This window comes from Herbaspirillum sp. DW155, assembly GCF_037076565.1.
Lineage (GTDB): Bacteria > Pseudomonadota > Gammaproteobacteria > Burkholderiales > Burkholderiaceae_D > Herbaspirillum.
Genome location: NZ_AP029028.1, coordinates 1,433,324 through 1,448,017, shown reverse-complemented (window position 1 = coordinate 1,448,017; position 14,694 = coordinate 1,433,324). Strand labels below are relative to the sequence as shown.

12 protein-coding genes are annotated in these 14,694 nt (G+C 61.0%); 7 read left to right on the top strand and 5 right to left on the bottom strand.

Going from position 1 to position 14,694, the window contains the following annotated elements:
* Positions 1-57 precede the first annotated feature (57 nt).
* Both clpA and clpS read right to left on the bottom strand, forming a co-directional pair.
* The gene (clpA, locus tag AACH55_RS06515) at positions 58-2,361 is read right to left on the bottom strand and encodes an ATP-dependent Clp protease ATP-binding subunit ClpA (protein WP_338718614.1); all 2,304 of its coding nucleotides are present in this window, start codon (positions 2,359-2,361) and stop codon (positions 58-60) included.
* Positions 2,358-2,672, bottom strand: coding sequence for an ATP-dependent Clp protease adapter ClpS (gene clpS, locus AACH55_RS06510; RefSeq protein ID WP_034330154.1), 315 nt, complete (start codon positions 2,670-2,672; stop codon positions 2,358-2,360). The genes clpA and clpS overlap by 4 nt, the downstream gene beginning before the upstream one ends.
* A gap of 338 nt (positions 2,673-3,010) precedes the next feature.
* On the opposite strand from clpS, the gene AACH55_RS06505 reads away from it, so the two are divergent.
* Positions 3,011-3,217, top strand: a complete 207-nt coding sequence (locus tag AACH55_RS06505) for a cold-shock protein (RefSeq protein ID WP_006463169.1) — start codon at positions 3,011-3,013, stop codon at positions 3,215-3,217.
* A gap of 176 nt (positions 3,218-3,393) precedes the next feature.
* Here AACH55_RS06505 and icd read toward each other — a convergent pair whose 3' ends face one another.
* Complete coding sequence (icd, locus tag AACH55_RS06500; RefSeq protein ID WP_338718613.1) at positions 3,394-4,650, bottom strand: NADP-dependent isocitrate dehydrogenase; 1,257 nt, start codon at positions 4,648-4,650, stop codon at positions 3,394-3,396.
* Between the two features lie 237 nt (positions 4,651-4,887).
* Between icd and AACH55_RS06495 the strand changes: the two genes are divergently transcribed.
* From AACH55_RS06495 to AACH55_RS06485, 3 genes are all read left to right on the top strand, one after another.
* On the top strand, positions 4,888-5,448 hold the full coding sequence (locus tag AACH55_RS06495) for a pseudouridine synthase (RefSeq protein ID WP_338718612.1): 561 nt from the start codon (positions 4,888-4,890) through the stop codon (positions 5,446-5,448).
* Positions 5,449-5,635: 187 nt separating this feature from the next.
* On the top strand, positions 5,636-5,806 hold the full coding sequence (locus tag AACH55_RS06490; protein ID WP_006463172.1) for a hypothetical protein: 171 nt from the start codon (positions 5,636-5,638) through the stop codon (positions 5,804-5,806).
* Between the two features lie 163 nt (positions 5,807-5,969).
* Positions 5,970-6,452 (top strand): DUF192 domain-containing protein, encoded by a 483-nt coding sequence (locus AACH55_RS06485; protein ID WP_338718611.1) that lies wholly within the window; start codon positions 5,970-5,972, stop codon positions 6,450-6,452.
* A 156-nt stretch (positions 6,453-6,608) separates the two neighbouring features.
* Here the strand turns inward: AACH55_RS06485 and rpsT are convergent, their stop codons facing one another.
* The gene (rpsT, locus tag AACH55_RS06480; RefSeq protein ID WP_006463174.1) at positions 6,609-6,875 is read right to left on the bottom strand and encodes a 30S ribosomal protein S20; all 267 of its coding nucleotides are present in this window, start codon (positions 6,873-6,875) and stop codon (positions 6,609-6,611) included.
* Between the two features lie 375 nt (positions 6,876-7,250).
* Here rpsT and murJ point away from each other — a divergent pair, with 375 nt between their 5' ends.
* Entirely contained in the window at positions 7,251-8,804 is a 1,554-nt protein-coding gene (gene murJ / locus AACH55_RS06475; protein ID WP_338718609.1) for a murein biosynthesis integral membrane protein MurJ, read from the top strand.
* Between the two features lie 117 nt (positions 8,805-8,921).
* Positions 8,922-9,770 carry a tetratricopeptide repeat protein gene (locus tag AACH55_RS06470; protein ID WP_338718608.1) on the top strand — a complete coding sequence of 283 codons (849 nt, stop codon included), beginning with the start codon at positions 8,922-8,924 and terminating at the stop codon, positions 9,768-9,770.
* Between the two features lie 15 nt (positions 9,771-9,785).
* Here AACH55_RS06470 and AACH55_RS06465 read toward each other — a convergent pair whose 3' ends face one another.
* A complete protein-coding gene (locus tag AACH55_RS06465) occupies positions 9,786-11,708 on the bottom strand; it encodes an ATP-binding cassette domain-containing protein (protein WP_338718607.1) in 1,923 nt (640 codons plus the stop codon).
* A 327-nt stretch (positions 11,709-12,035) separates the two neighbouring features.
* Between AACH55_RS06465 and AACH55_RS06460 the strand changes: the two genes are divergently transcribed.
* Entirely contained in the window at positions 12,036-14,501 is a 2,466-nt protein-coding gene (locus AACH55_RS06460; protein WP_338718606.1) for a PBP1A family penicillin-binding protein, read from the top strand.
* Positions 14,502-14,694 lie beyond the last annotated feature (193 nt).

The following is a 14,694-nucleotide window of genomic DNA, read 5'->3' as shown; positions in this document are numbered from 1 at the left end:
CAAAACAAAAGGCCACGCCGGTTTCCCGACGTGGCCTTGATGGCTTGCTTGATGCGCTTACTCGACTTCGAGCTTCTCTTGCGGCTCTTCCGGCGGAGACGAATCGTCGCCTTCGGGGAAGTCCAGCTTGATCTGCTCCTTGTCGTCCATCTCCACCGTCACCCGGCCACCGCTGACCAGCTTGCCGAACAGCAGTTCGTCGGCCAGCGCCTTGCGGATCAGGTCCTGGATCAGGCGCGACATCGGACGGGCACCCATCAACGGATCGAAGCCCTTCTTGCCCAGGAACTTGCGCAGGCTGTCGGAGAAGACGGCTTCCACCTTCTTCTCGTGCAGTTGCTCTTCCAGCTGCATGAGGAACTTGTCGACCACGCGCAGGATGATTTCCTCGTCCAGTGGGCGGAAGCTGATGATGGCATCCAGACGGTTGCGGAACTCCGGGGTGAACATGCGCTTGATGTCCGCCATTTCGTCGCCGGCTTCCTTCTTCTCGGTGAAGCCGATGGTGCGCTTCTGCAGGCTCTCGGCACCCGCGTTGGTGGTCATGATGATGATCACGTTGCGGAAGTCGGTCTTGCGGCCGTTGTTGTCGGTCAGCGTGCCGTGGTCCATCACCTGCAACAGGATGTTGAAGATGTCGGGGTGCGCCTTTTCGATTTCATCCAGCAGCAGCACGGCGTGCGGCTTCTTGTTGACGGCTTCGGTCAACAGGCCACCCTGGTCGAAACCGACATAGCCCGGAGGCGCGCCGATCAGGCGGCTCACCGCGTGGCGCTCCATGTACTCGGACATGTCGAAACGCACCAGCTCGATACCGAGGATGAAGGCCAGCTGCTTGGCCACTTCGGTCTTGCCCACGCCGGTCGGACCGGAGAACAGGAAGGAGCCGATCGGCTTGTCGGTCTTGCCCAGGCCGGCACGGGCCATCTTGATGGCCGAGGCCAGCGCTTCGATGGCCGGATCCTGGCCGAACACCACGTTCTTCAGATCGCGTTCGATGGTCTGCAGCTTGGCGCGATCATCCTGGTTGACGGACTGCGGCGGGATGCGGGCGATCTTGGAGATGATTTCCTCGATTTCCGGCTTGCCGATGGTCTTCTTCTGCTTGGACTTGGGCAGGATGCGCTGGGCCGCACCGGCTTCGTCGATCACGTCGATGGCCTTGTCGGGCAGGTGACGGTCGTTGATGAAGCGGGCAGCCAGTTCTGCCGCCGAAGTCAGCGCCGAAGCAGAATACTTCACACCGTGGTGTTCCTCGAACTTGGACTTCAGGCCACGCAGGATCTGCACGGTCTGCTCGACTGTCGGTTCGTTCACATCGATCTTCTGGAAGCGGCGCGACAGCGCGTGATCCTTCTCGAAGACGCCACGGAATTCGGTGTAGGTGGTCGCGCCGATGCACTTCAACTGTCCGCTCGACAGAGCAGGCTTCAACAGGTTGGACGCATCCAGCGTGCCGCCCGAAGCCGAACCCGCACCGATGATGGTGTGGATTTCATCGATGAAGAGGATGCCGTTGGGGCTGTCCTTCAGTTGCTTCAAGACGGCCTTCAGGCGCTGCTCGAAATCGCCGCGGTACTTGGTACCGGCCAGCAGCGCGCCCATGTCCAGCGAATACACGACGGCATTCTTCAGGATCTCGGGCACGTCGCCCTGCGTCACGCGCCAGGCCAGGCCTTCGGCAATGGCGGTCTTGCCTACGCCGGCTTCGCCCACCAGCAGCGGATTATTCTTGCGGCGGCGGCACAGGGTCTGGATGACGCGCTCGACTTCGGACTCGCGCCCGATCAGCGGATCGATCTTGCCTTCGGCAGCGGCCTTGTTCAGGTTCTGGGTGAACTGGTCCAGCGGGCTTTCCTTCTGCTGGCCTTCGGCTTGCACGTCTTCGGCGCCTTCCGGAGCCTTCTGCGGATCGGTCTGCTGATCCTTGCGTACGCCGTGCGAGATGAAGTTGACCACATCCAGGCGGGTCACGCCCTGCTGGTGCAGGTAGTAGACCGCGTGTGAATCCTTTTCACCAAAGATGGCCACCAGCACGTTGGCGCCGGTGACTTCCTTCTTGCCGTTGGAGGCCGACTGCACGTGCATGATGGCGCGCTGGATCACGCGCTGGAAGCCCAGCGTGGGCTGCGTGTCCACCTCATTGGTGCCGGGCACCGTGGGCGTGTTGTCGGTGATGAAATTGGTCAGCGTCTTGCGCAGATCGTCAATGTTCACCGAGCAGGCGCGCAGCACTTCGGCGGCGGAGGGATTATCCAGCAGCGCCAGCAGCAAGTGTTCCACGGTAATGAATTCATGACGGGATTGTCTGGCTTCGACAAAGGCCATGTGCAAACTGACTTCGAGTTCCTGCGCAATCATGCTTCCTCCATCACGCATTGCAGGGGATGCCCTGCTTTTCGAGCGTGGGTTAAAACGAGTTCCACTTTTGTGGATGCGATATCTTTGGGATACACACCACACATTCCCTTCCCATCGCGGTGAACCTTGAGCATGATCTGCGTCGCGGTTTCACGGTCCTTGTTGAAGTACTGCTGGATGACGGCGACGACGAACTCCATCGGCGTATAGTCATCGTTCAACAATAAAACCTGGTACATCGGGGGCGGCTTGAGTTTGGCCTCTTGCCGTTCCAGGACTGTACCGCCATCATTTTCGTGCTTGGTTGCCATGCGTTTATTGGACCATCAAAAGCTGTGCAACGCACAATGATCTCGTAACCTCTAGATGAGATAGATATTACTTGTTTTCCGGACCTTGCGCAGATGACGATGATTTATCCTAAATCAAGGGTTTCTTTCCCCATCGCTCAAACAGGGCCACAAAGCCAAAGATGAAAACTGCTTGACTTTTGGATTTCGACCGAGAACAATGGAATTCATTGACTAGTAGTTACTAAATGTAACAGCTCGTCGATACGATAGGGGGCACGGTGTAAGGGGGGCTGCGTGACGCGCGATGCTTCTTGCTTTGTCGGCTCGTGTGATACTTAATTTTGAAAGATGCTTTTATGGCAACAGGTACTGTCAAGTGGTTCAATGATTCCAAAGGCTTTGGCTTTATCACTCCGGATGATGGCGGCGAAGATCTGTTCGCTCACTTCTCCGCAATCCAGATGAACGGCTTCAAGACCCTGAAAGAAGGTCAAAAAGTCCAGTTTGACGTTACGCAAGGCCCCAAAGGCAAGCAAGCTTCGAACATCCAGAACGCCGCTTAAACCCCGGTTTCTCTAAAAGCCCCGCTGATGCGGGGCTTTTTTCATTGGCGCACAGCAACTGATGCACCCGAAATCCACGTAACCAAAAATCAAACAGCCGGGTAAAAACCCGGCTGAGTGTTGTTTTTTCGTCATTACTTTTCAGCAATTTCACAGCCCGAAGCAGTCAGTCCGGCTTACATGTTTTCGATCATGACCTCACCGAAGCCGGAGCAGGACACCTGGGTCGCCCCTTCCAGCAAGCGCGCAAAATCATAGGTCACACGCTTGGACGACACCGACTTCTGCATGGCCGTCACGATCAGGTCGGCGGCCTCGATCCAGCCCATGTGGCGCAGCATCATTTCGGCCGAGAGAATGCTGGAACCGGGGTTCACATAATCCTTGCCGGCATACTTGGGCGCGGTACCGTGGGTGGCTTCGAAGACCGCCACCGAGTCGGACATATTGGCCCCCGGCGCGATGCCGATGCCGCCCACCTGCGCAGCCACGGCGTCGGAGATGTAGTCGCCGTTCAGGTTCATGGTGGCGATCACGCTATATTCGGCCGGACGCATCAGCACCTGCTGGAAGAAGGCATCGGTGATGGCATCCTTGATGACGATCGGGCGCCCGGTCTTGGGATTCTTCAGGCGCATCCACGGACCATCATCGATCAGCTCGGCGCCGAACTCGCGGCCGGCCAGGGCATAACCCCAGTCACGGAAGGCGCCTTCGGTGTACTTCATGATGTTGCCCTTGTGGACCAGCGTCACCGACGGCTTGTCATGGTCGATGGCGTACTGAATGGCCTTGCGCACCAGCCGCTCGGTGCCTTCGCGCGACACCGGCTTGATGCCCAGCGCCGAGGTCTCGGGGAAGCGCAGCTTCTTGACGCCCATCTCGCGTGTCAGCAGCTCGATCAGTTTCTTCACTTCGGGCGTACCAGCCTGCCATTCGATGCCGGCATAGATATCTTCGGAGTTCTCGCGGAAGATCACCATGTCGGTCTTCTCCGGCTCCTTCAGCGGCGAGGGCACGCCCTTGAAGTAACGCACCGGGCGCAGGCAGACATACAGGTCCAGCTGCTGGCGCATGGTCACGTTGAGCGAGCGGATGCCGCCGCCTACCGGGGTCGACAGGGGGCCCTTGATCGAGACCAGGTACTCCTTGAGCACAGCCAGAGTTTCCTCGGGCAGCCAGACGTCGGGGCCATAGAGCCTGGTCGCCTTCTCGCCCGCATAGATTTCCATCCAGTGGATCTTGCGCGCACCGCCGTAGGCCTTTTCCACCGCGGCATCGACCACCTTGAGCATCACCGGCGTGACGTCCACGCCCACGCCATCGCCCATGATGAAGGGAATGATGGGGTTGTTGGGGACATTGAGGGTGTCATCGGCATTGGCGGTGATCTTGCGCCCTTCTGCAGGCACTTGGATATGTTGGTACGACATCGTGGTCTCCGACGGTTGAGGCAGTGGCGTTAGGAAGCAATCAGCGGCAATGGGCAAGCAAGACCTGGACGGCCTTGCATGAATTGCCATACAAGCGGGGAATTTTAAGAGATTTCCGGCATTTGAGCCGGGGAAATTCCGAATGGCAATCACCAAGTCTTATATAAGACATAGGACATGTGCAATCGATTATGCATCAGGATTTTACTCAAGGCCATCTTTTTGCGACACTAGCGCATGCCTCTGATCCTATTCAACAAGCCCTTCGGCGTGATGAGCCAGTTCTCGGCCCATCCGCAGCGCCAGACCCTGGCTGATTACCTCGACATCCCCAACATCTACCCCGCCGGCCGTCTCGATGCCGACAGCGAGGGCCTGCTGCTGCTCACCGATGACGGCAAGCTGCAGCACGCTATCGCCCACCCGCGCCGCAAGCAGGCCAAGACCTATCTGGCCCAGGTGGAAGGTCTGGCCTCCCCCGAGGCCTTGCAGCGCCTGCGCAATCCGCTGGACCTGGGCGACTTCGTGACCCAGCCCAGCGATGCCCGGCTGATCCAGGAACCGGCCTGGCTGTGGCCGCGCACGCCGCCGATCCGCCAGCGCGCCCACCAGCCGACCAGTTGGGTGGCGCTCACCATCAGCGAGGGCAAGAACCGCCAGGTGCGCCGCATGACCGCCGCCGTCGGCCTGCCGACCCTGCGCCTGGTGCGCATCGCCATCGGGCCGTATGCGCTGGCGACCCATCCGGTGATGCCGGGGGAATGGCGCGAAGTCGATCCGCAGGAAATGGAGCGCTGAGCCCGGGCCGTCGCCTCTTGATGGCCGGAAACTATTTACTGAAGGCAGTTGCGCGTTTCTTGCAGACTCCCTTTGAAAAAGATCAAAAAAGGTGTCAACCTTCATACGCGCGCGCCGTTATTGGCATTGATTCGCACGAATCATCGTTTGCCTCACATCCCTAACATGTTGAATTGAAGGACGCAAAATGAAAAAATTGATCGCCGCTCTGATCGCTGGTCTGTTCGCAACTGCTGCTTTCGCACAAGCTCCGGCCGCGCCTGAAGCGCCGAAGGCTGAAGCCGCTGCTCCGAAGGCAAAGAAGGCCAAGAAGGCAAAGAAGGCCAAGAAGGCAAAGAAGGCAGCTGAAGCTAAGTAATTAGCGTCCGCACACAGAAAAGGCAGGCTAGTCCTGCCTTTTTTCATGTCCGTACGGTTTGTAGCCGGCGCAAAGGCCACCCACGCCCGCCTGCGCCCCGCTGCTGCTATCCTGCAAGTCTTCCGCAGTCTCCGCCCGATCCGAATCACGATTGATAATGACCATGCGCCAATCTTCACTTTTTTCATTTTCCCCGGTTTCCCGCCTCTTCCTGCGCAGCGCAGCCGCCCTGCTGGCGCTGGGCTGCCTCTCCAGCGCCGGCGCTCAGACGCCCCAGGTGAGCAAGTTTCCGACCATCCAGCTCAATATCGGCATTCACCTGATCAAGGCCGAAGTGGCCCAGACCGAAGCCCAGCGCGAACAAGGGCTGATGTTCCGCGAAAAGATGGCCGACAACGAAGGCATGGTGTTCCTCTTCGGCCAGCCGGCCGGGGTGTGCATGTGGATGAAAAATACCCTGATCCCGCTGTCGGTGGCCTTCATGGATGAAAAAGGCGTCATCATCAACATCGAAGAAATGAAGGAACAGACCCTGGATTCGCACTGTGCCAAGCGCCCGGCGGTCTATGCGCTGGAAATGAACAAGGGCTGGTTCAAGCAGAAGAACATCAAGCCCGGCACCCGGATCGAAGGCTTGCCGCAGTAAGGCAGCCGGGCCGCAGCAGTCGCGGCGGCCTGCCATTGGGAAAACGGCCCCGCAGAAAGGCCGTAGAAACGCAAAAAACCGCTTGGCAACAAGCGGTTTTCTTGTACTGCAGTCTGAAGCGGGCGGTGCCGCGCTTCAACTCAAGCCCGGATGCAATTAAGCAGCCAGAGCCTTCAGGGCAGCAGCCAGGCGGCTCTTGTGGCGAGCGGCCTTGTTCTTGTGGATGATCTTCTTGTCGGCGATGCTGTCGATGGTCGACACGGAAGATTGGAACACGGAGGTTGCTGCAGCCTTGTCGCCGGCCGCGATCGCCTTGCGAACTGCCTTGATTGCGGTGCGCAGGGTCGAGCGCTGGCTCGAGTTGTGAGCGTTTTGCTTGACTGCTTGACGAGCACGCTTACGTGCCTGTGCGGTATTTGCCATGAAAATTATCCTAAATCGAGAGTCGTTTGCGCCGCAAACCCCGAGGACTCGCGATGCCAAATTCTGTAAAGCATCGGATTATAACGAGATTCCCGTGACAAGGCAATCAACTTGTCCGCTTCTACCGTAAACAGGATGCCATCCGTTGCGATGCCACCGCACTCATCCGGATTTCCGCGAAGAAATTCACGCCTGCCGCCGAACCTGCAGCCAGACGGCCGACTCTATTGCGCCTGATGGCCAGGCTTTGTCTTTTCCTTCATATCGGCCCCAGACCACCCAGACCACCCATTCCCGGGCTCCCGGCCTGCCACCGCTGGCCAATCACCACCGTTGCCACAAAAGCACCGCTGCCCACCGCTATAATGCCGCTCCATGAATCTGCATAAAACCCTCGCCGCCATCTCGGGCATGACGATGCTCTCGCGCATCACCGGGCTGGCCCGGGAAATCCTGTTCGCCCGCGCCTTCGGCGCCTCCGCCTACACCGACGCCTTCAACATCGCCTTCCGCATTCCCAACCTGCTGCGCCGGCTCTTTGCCGAGGGCGCCTTCTCGCAGGCCTTCGTGCCCATCCTGGCCGAATACAAGAACCGGCGCGGCGAGGACGAAACCAAACACCTGGTCGATCACGTCGCCACGGCGCTGATGTGGGTCATGCTCATCACCTGCGTGGCGGGCATCGTCGCCACCCCCTTCGTGGTCTATTTCATCGCCACCGGCCTGCAATACAACCCGGAAGCCTTCAACGCCTCGGTGCTGATGACGCGCATCATGTTCCCCTACATCGGCTTCATGGCCTTCGTGGCGCTGGCCGGGGGCATCCTGAACACCTGGAAGGAATTCAAGATCCCGGCGTTCACCTCGGTGCTGCTGAACATCTCCTTCATCGTCGCCTCGCTGTTCGTGGCGCCTTTCATGGCGCAGCCGATCTATGCGATGGCCTTCGCCGTGCTGGTGGGCGGCGTGCTGCAGGTGGCCATCCAGATTCCGGCCCTCATCAAGATCGGCATGCTGCCGCGCCTGTACTGGAACCCCATGCTGGGCCTGCGCGACGAAGGCGTCAAACGGGTGCTCAAGAAGATGGGCCCGGCCGTCTTCGCGGTTTCGGCCGCGCAGATCAGCCTGATGATCAATACCAACATCGCCTCACGCCTGGAACACGGCAGCGTCTCCTGGCTCAGCTATGCGGACCGCCTGATGGAATTCCCGACCGCGCTGCTGGGCGTGGCGCTGGGCACCATCCTGCTGCCCAGCCTGGCCAACGCCCATTCCGCCGACGACATGGAAGAATATTCCGCCCTGCTGGACTGGGGCCTGCGCCTGACCTTCATGCTGGCCATGCCGGCCGCGGTGGGCCTGGCCACGCTCTCTGAGCCGCTGACGGCGACCCTGTTCCACTATGGCCGCTTCGACGCGCTCTCGGTCACCATGGTCGGCCATGCCCTGGTGGCCTACGGGGTCGGCCTGATCGGGCTGATCGTGGTGAAGATCCTGGCCCCCGGCTTCTACGCCAAGCAGGATATCCGTACGCCCGTCATGATCGCCGTGGGCGTGCTGATCGCCACCCAGCTGATGAACAGCGTCTTCGTGCCGCTCTTCGCACACGCCGGCCTGGCGCTGTCCATCGGCCTGGGCGCCTGCCTGAATGCGCTGTGCCTGTTCATCGGTCTGCGCCGCCGCCAGATCTACGTGCCGCGTCCTGGCTGGGGCCTGTTCCTGGTGCGCCTGACCGGCGCGCTGCTGGTGATGGCGGGCGTGGCGCTGTGGATCGCCGACAAGTTCGACTGGGTAGCCCTGCGCGCCCATCCAGTCTTGCGCATCGGTGCACTGCTGCTGGTGCTGGTCGTGTGCGCAGTGGCGTATTTTGGGCCCATGTTTGCCATGGGCTTGCGCCTGCGGGAATTCAAGCGTATCGCACGCCGTTGAGGCTCTTGCAGGCGGCTTCATTGCTTCATTTCCAGCCGGAGCGGCCTGAAACAGGAAATTTCACTCCTTTCCGAGCAGGACTGACGCAGCGCGCAATATTTTGATAGCATGGGTGTCATGACGCTGACCTCCCTCGATTATTTCGCTTCGCTGGTGCGCCAGGACGATTCGATTCCATTGTTCGAATCCGCCTTGACGCTGGGACAGGATTTCTATCCCGAAATGGATTTCGCCGAGGAAGAGATGGCGCTCGATACGCTGGCGCTCAAGCTCAGGCAGCGCCTGCCCTCGGATGCCTCGCAGATCCAGAAGCTGCGCATGCTGAACCATTTCTTCTTCCAGGAAATGGCCTTCGCTGGCAACGTCAACAATTACTACGATCCCGACAACAGCTACATCCACCGCGTCATCTCGACGCGGCGCGGCATTCCCATTTCGCTGGCGGTGGTCTACATCGAACTGGCCCAGCACATCGGGCTGGACATGAAGGGGGTTTCATTCCCCGGCCATTTCCTGATGAAGCTGTCGGTGCAATCGGGCGAGATCGTGCTCGATCCCATGAATGGCGCCAGCCTGTCGCGGCAGGAACTGGAAGAGCGGCTGGAGCCCTATCTGGCGCACCAGCCGGAAGAAGATTTCGGTGATGAGCTGCCATTGGCGGCCTACCTGCGCGCGGCCCATCCGCGCGAGATCCTGGCGCGCATGCTGCGCAACCTCAAGGCCATCTTCATGGAAAGCCAGCGCTGGCAGCAGGTGCTGGATGTGCAGGAGAGACTGGTGATCCTGCTGCCCGAGGAAATCACCGAAAAGCGCGACCGTGGCCTCGCCTACGCCAACCTCGGCCAGGCCCAGGCAGCGCTGGAAGACCTGGAAGCCTACCTGGCCCTGCGCCCACATGCCGAGGATGCGCCTAACCTGCGCGAGATGCTGCCCGACCTGCGCGAAGCGCTGCGCAAGCCGAGCTGATCTGCCCGTGCGGGCTTACTGTTTCCCTTCGATTTCTTCCCAACGCTCCAGGCTCACCAACAGTTCTTCGTCGATCTCGGCGAAGCGCTGGTTCAGCTTGACGGCTTCATCAGCGCCCTTCTTGTACAGGTCCGGATCAGCCAGTTTGGCCGACAGTTCCTTCTGTTCCGCTTCCAGCGCGGCGATGCGCTTGGGCAGTTCTTCCAGCTCACGCTGTTCCTTGTAGCTCAGCTTCTTCTTGGCCGGCGCGGGGGCGGCGGCAGGGGCAGCCATCGTCGATTCAGCCTTGACCTCGTTCTTGTCGGCCGCCTTGGCAGCCGCCTTCGAGGACGCGGCGGACTGGACCGGACGCTGGCGCTCCCAGTCGGAATAGCCGCCCACGTATTCACGCCAGACGCCATTGCCTTCGGAAGCGATCACCTGCGTGACCACATTGTCCAGGAACATGCGATCGTGGCTGACCAGGAAGACCGTACCTTCGTACTCTTCCAGCAGTTCTTCCAGCAGTTCGAGCGTATCGATGTCGAGGTCGTTGGTAGGTTCGTCCAGCACCAGCACGTTGGCCGGCTTGGCGAACAGGCGCGCCAGCAGCAGGCGGTTGCGCTCGCCGCCGGAGAGCGTGCGCACCGGCGAGCGGGCGCGTTCGGGCGCGAACAGGAAGTCCGACAGATAGGTCATCACGTGCTTGCGCTGGCCGTTGACTTCCACCCAGTCGCTGCCCGGGGCGATGGTATCGGCCAGGGTCGTTTCTTCATTCAACTGCGCGCGCATCTGATCGAAATATGCGACCTGCATCTTGGTACCCTGCTTGACGGTGCCGCTGTCGGGGGTTTCCTCGCCGAGGATGAGCTTGAGCAAGGTGGTCTTGCCGGCACCGTTCTGGCCGATCAGGCCCACCTTGTCGCCGCGCATGAGGATGGTGCTGAAGTCGCGCACGATGGTCTTGGGGCCATAAGCCTTGTTGACGTTTTCCAGTTCCGCCACGATCTTGCCGGAACGCTCGCCGGTGCCCACTTCCAGCTTGACCTGCCCCTGCCGCTCGCGGCGCTCGCTGCGCTGCACGCGCAGGGCTTCCAGACGGCGCACGCGGCCTTCGTCGCGGGTGCGGCGGGCTTGCACGCCCTTGCGGATCCAGACTTCTTCCTGGGCCAGGAATTTGTCGAACTTGGCGTTTTCCACTTCTTCATTGGCCAGCAGCTCGGCCTTGCGGGTCTGGTAGGTCGTGAAGTTGCCGGGGAAGGAGAGGATCTTGCCGCGATCCAGTTCGATGATGCGGGTGGAGACGTTATCGAGGAAGCTGCGATCATGGGTGATGAAGAGGATGCTGCCCTTGAAGTCGCGCAGCAGCCCTTCCAGCCACAGGATGGAGCCGAAATCGAGGTGGTTGGTCGGTTCGTCCAGCAGCAGCACGTCGGGGTTGCCCACCAGCCCGCAGGCCAGGGCCACACGCTTCTTCATGCCGCCGGAAAGCTCGCCGATGCGCGCCTCGCGGTTCAGGTTCAGCTTGTCCAGCGTGGTCTCGACCTTGTTGCCGATGGACCAGGCATCGGCCGCATCCAGCACGGTCTGGATCTGGTGCATGCGTTCCAGCAGGGCGTCGTCATTGTCGCCGCCGAACTGGCCGGTGATGGCTTCATATTCGGCCAGGAGCGCCGGCAGCTCGCCCAGGCCCGAGGCCACGGCGTCGAAGACGGTCATCTCTTCCGGGAAATGCGGTTCCTGGTCGACGTAGGCGATCTTGAGGTTCTGCTGCATCACCAGCAAGCCATCATCCAGCTTGGAACGCCCGGCGATGATCTTCAGCAGCGAGGACTTGCCGGTGCCGTTGCGGCCGATCAGGCCGATGCGTTCGCCGGTCTCCAGCGAGAATTCGGCGTGATCCAGGAGGGCAACGTGGCCGAAGGCCAGTTGTGCGTCGGAAAGGGAAATGACTGCCATAGCGTGCGTGATCTGCGTGAATGCGACGGCCAGGGCCGCGCAGGATGAATGCGAAAGGCGCCTGATGCGGGAAAAAGCGCAAGAGCGGCATTGTACCGACTGCGCCGCCGAAATGCTGATTTAAGCGCAGTCCCGCCTCGTCGCGGCGGCCATGCACTGCGCCAGCTTGCACTTTGGCAACGGGATTGATGAAAAATAACGACAAATCCTCGAATTTCCTCGTCGTCCGGGAGCGATGTTACAACTCGTTAACCATTGCCCGCGCCCGGCGCGCCGGCCCGGCAGCGCGATGCGGTAAGATAGCGCATTCCGATTCGCGCTCATCCCATGCCTTTTCCCTCCTTGCCGAACCTGCGCCGCCAGCGCGGCTTCCTCACTTTTAACGTTGCCAAGTTCATCGGTCTGTCCATCCTCGGTCTTGGCGTTGCCGCCGGACTGCTGGTGGTATATGCCCTGATCTTCATCAACCCGCGCCTGCCCTCGCTGGACCTGATCACCGACTACCGTCCCAAGGTGCCACTGCGCATCTGGTCCGCCGACAAGGTGCTGCTGGGCGAGTTCGGTGAAGAAAAACGCAGCCTGGTCAAGCTCGACGACATCCCGGCCGACATGAAGAACGCCGTGCTGGCCATCGAAGACTATCGCTTCTATGAACACGGCGGCATCGACTGGATCGGCATCGCCCGCGCGCTGGTGACCGACGTGCTGCGCGGCACCGCCTCGCAGGGCGCCAGTACCATCACCATGCAGGTGGCCCGCAACGTCTTCCTGACCAAGGAAAAGACCTTCTCGCGCAAGCTCTACGAAGTGCTGCTGGCCAACAAGATCGAACATGCCCTGACCAAGGACCAGATCCTGGAGGTCTACATGAACCAGATCTACCTGGGCCAGCGCGCCTTCGGCTTCGCCGCCGCCGCGCGCACCTACTTCGGCAAGGACCTCAAGGACATCACCCTGGCCGAAGCCGCCATGCTGGCCGGCCTGCCCAAGGCACCGTCGGCCTACAACCCCATCGTCAATCCCAAGCGCGCCCACATCCGTCAGCAATACATCCTGCAGCGCATGCTGGACGTGGGCTTCATCACCCAGGCGCAGTACGACAAGGCTTCCAAGGAAGAACTGAAGGTGCGCGCACCGGGCAGCCAGTACAGCATCCACGCTGAATACGTGAATGAAATGGTGCGCCAGATGGTGTATGCGCAGTACAAGGAAGATACCTACACCCAGGGCTTCAACGTCTACACCACCGTCAATGCAGCCGACCAGCAGGCCGCCTACGACGCCGTGCGCAAGGGCGTGATGGATTACGACCGCCGCCACGGCTATCGCGGCCCGGAAGAAACCATCGAGCTGCCCGCCAACGCCGAAGACCGCGCCGCCGCCATCGACGACGTGATGGACGACCATCCCGACAACGACGACATCCTGGCCGCCGTGGTGGTGGCCGCCAGCCCCAAACAGATCGATGCGGTATTGCGCAGCGGCGACAAGATCAGCATCAAGGGCGAAGCCCTGCGCTTCGTGGCGTCGGCCCTGTCGGAGAAGGCCAGGAAGGACATTCGCATCGCCCCCGGCGCCCTGATCCGCGTGATGCAGGACGCCAAGCAGAACTGGCAGGTGGTGCAGCTGCCGCAGGTGGAAGCGGCGCTGGTCTCGGTGGTGCCGCAGGATGGCGCCATCCGCGCCCTGGTGGGTGGTTTCGACTTCACCCAGAACAATTTCAACCACGTCACGCAAGCCTGGCGCCAGCCCGGCTCGACCTTCAAACCCTTCATCTATTCGGCTGCATTGGAGAAGGGTTTTGCACCGGCTTCCATCGTCAACGACGCCCCGGTCTCCTATCCGGCCGGCCCCGGCCAGCCGAACTGGGAACCCAAGGATGACGAAACCCCGGCCGGTCCCATCACCGTGCGCACTGCCCTGCAGAAGTCGGTGAACCTGGTGGCCATCCGCACGCTGGATTACATCGGCGTGCCCTATGCGCGCGACTTCATCACCGGCACCTATGGCTTCGATGCCGACAAGGTACCGCCCTACCTGCCCATGGCGCTGGGGGCGGGCCAGACCAATCCGCTGCAGCTCTCGGCGGCGTATTCGGTGTTTGCCAACGGCGGCTACAAGATCCAGCCCTACCTGATCTCGCAGATCACCGACGCGCGCGGCAAGGTGCTCTCCAAGGCGGACCCGCTGATCGTGGGCAATGGCGCGCCGCGCGTGGTGGCCGAGCGCAACAGCTACATGATGACCAACATGCTCAAGTCGGTGGCCCAGGCCGGTACCGGCGCACGCAGCAACAGCATCGGCCGCACCGACCTGGCCGGCAAGACCGGTACCACCAATGATGCCGTCGATGGCTGGTTCGCCGGCTACCAGCGCACCCTGGCCACCGTCGCCTGGATGGGTTACGACCAGCCCAAGAGCCTGGGCAGCAAGGAATTCGGTGCACAGCTGGCGCTGCCGATCTGGGTCGATTACATGGCCAAGGCCTTGAAGGGCGTGCCGCAGTTCGACCTTCCGGTGCCGGACGGCATCCGCTTCATCGATGGCGAGCCGTATTACGACAACTTCACACCCAACAACGGTCTGGTGACCAATGTGGGCGTGACGGCGGGCGATGCGCTGGCGAACTTCTTCGGCTGGACGCCCAGCCAGACCCCGGCGGCGCCGGGCAATCCACAGCCGGCACCGAACGTGCCGGGTACGTCCCAGGGCGCGGCGCCTGCTGCTTCCGGGACGCGCCCCCAGAGTGAGAGCGCAAGACGCTTCATGGACAATACCAATCAAGGTCACTGAGGCAGGGCTTGAAGGCCGGGCGCAATGCGCCACGGCCGGCACGAAAAAAAACGGGCACTTCCGAAGAAGTGCCCGTTTCCTTTTGTCTGGCGCCCCCGACACGGATCGAACGTGTGACCTATCCCTTCATACCACTATGGCTTTCGCCACCATCAGATACGTGTGACCGGATGTTTGTAGTCTGGACTATACC

Excerpts from the sequence above, each read along its gene's own strand:
- clpA (WP_338718614.1), bottom strand. The coding sequence starts at position 2,361 with ATGATTGCGCAGGAACTCGAAGTCAGTTTGCACATGGCCTTTGTCGAA.
- clpS (WP_034330154.1), bottom strand. The coding sequence starts at position 2,672 with ATGGCAACCAAGCACGAAAATGATGGCGGTACAGTCCTGGAACGGCAA.
- AACH55_RS06505 (WP_006463169.1), top strand. The coding sequence starts at position 3,011 with ATGGCAACAGGTACTGTCAAGTGGTTCAATGATTCCAAAGGCTTTGGC.
- icd (WP_338718613.1), bottom strand. The coding sequence starts at position 4,650 with ATGTCGTACCAACATATCCAAGTGCCTGCAGAAGGGCGCAAGATCACC.
- AACH55_RS06495 (WP_338718612.1), top strand. The coding sequence starts at position 4,888 with ATGCCTCTGATCCTATTCAACAAGCCCTTCGGCGTGATGAGCCAGTTC.
- AACH55_RS06490 (WP_006463172.1), top strand. The coding sequence starts at position 5,636 with ATGAAAAAATTGATCGCCGCTCTGATCGCTGGTCTGTTCGCAACTGCT.
- AACH55_RS06485 (WP_338718611.1), top strand. The coding sequence starts at position 5,970 with ATGCGCCAATCTTCACTTTTTTCATTTTCCCCGGTTTCCCGCCTCTTC.
- rpsT (WP_006463174.1), bottom strand. The coding sequence starts at position 6,875 with ATGGCAAATACCGCACAGGCACGTAAGCGTGCTCGTCAAGCAGTCAAG.
- murJ (WP_338718609.1), top strand. The coding sequence starts at position 7,251 with ATGAATCTGCATAAAACCCTCGCCGCCATCTCGGGCATGACGATGCTC.
- AACH55_RS06470 (WP_338718608.1), top strand. The coding sequence starts at position 8,922 with ATGACGCTGACCTCCCTCGATTATTTCGCTTCGCTGGTGCGCCAGGAC.
- AACH55_RS06465 (WP_338718607.1), bottom strand. The coding sequence starts at position 11,708 with ATGGCAGTCATTTCCCTTTCCGACGCACAACTGGCCTTCGGCCACGTT.
- AACH55_RS06460 (WP_338718606.1), top strand. The coding sequence starts at position 12,036 with ATGCCTTTTCCCTCCTTGCCGAACCTGCGCCGCCAGCGCGGCTTCCTC.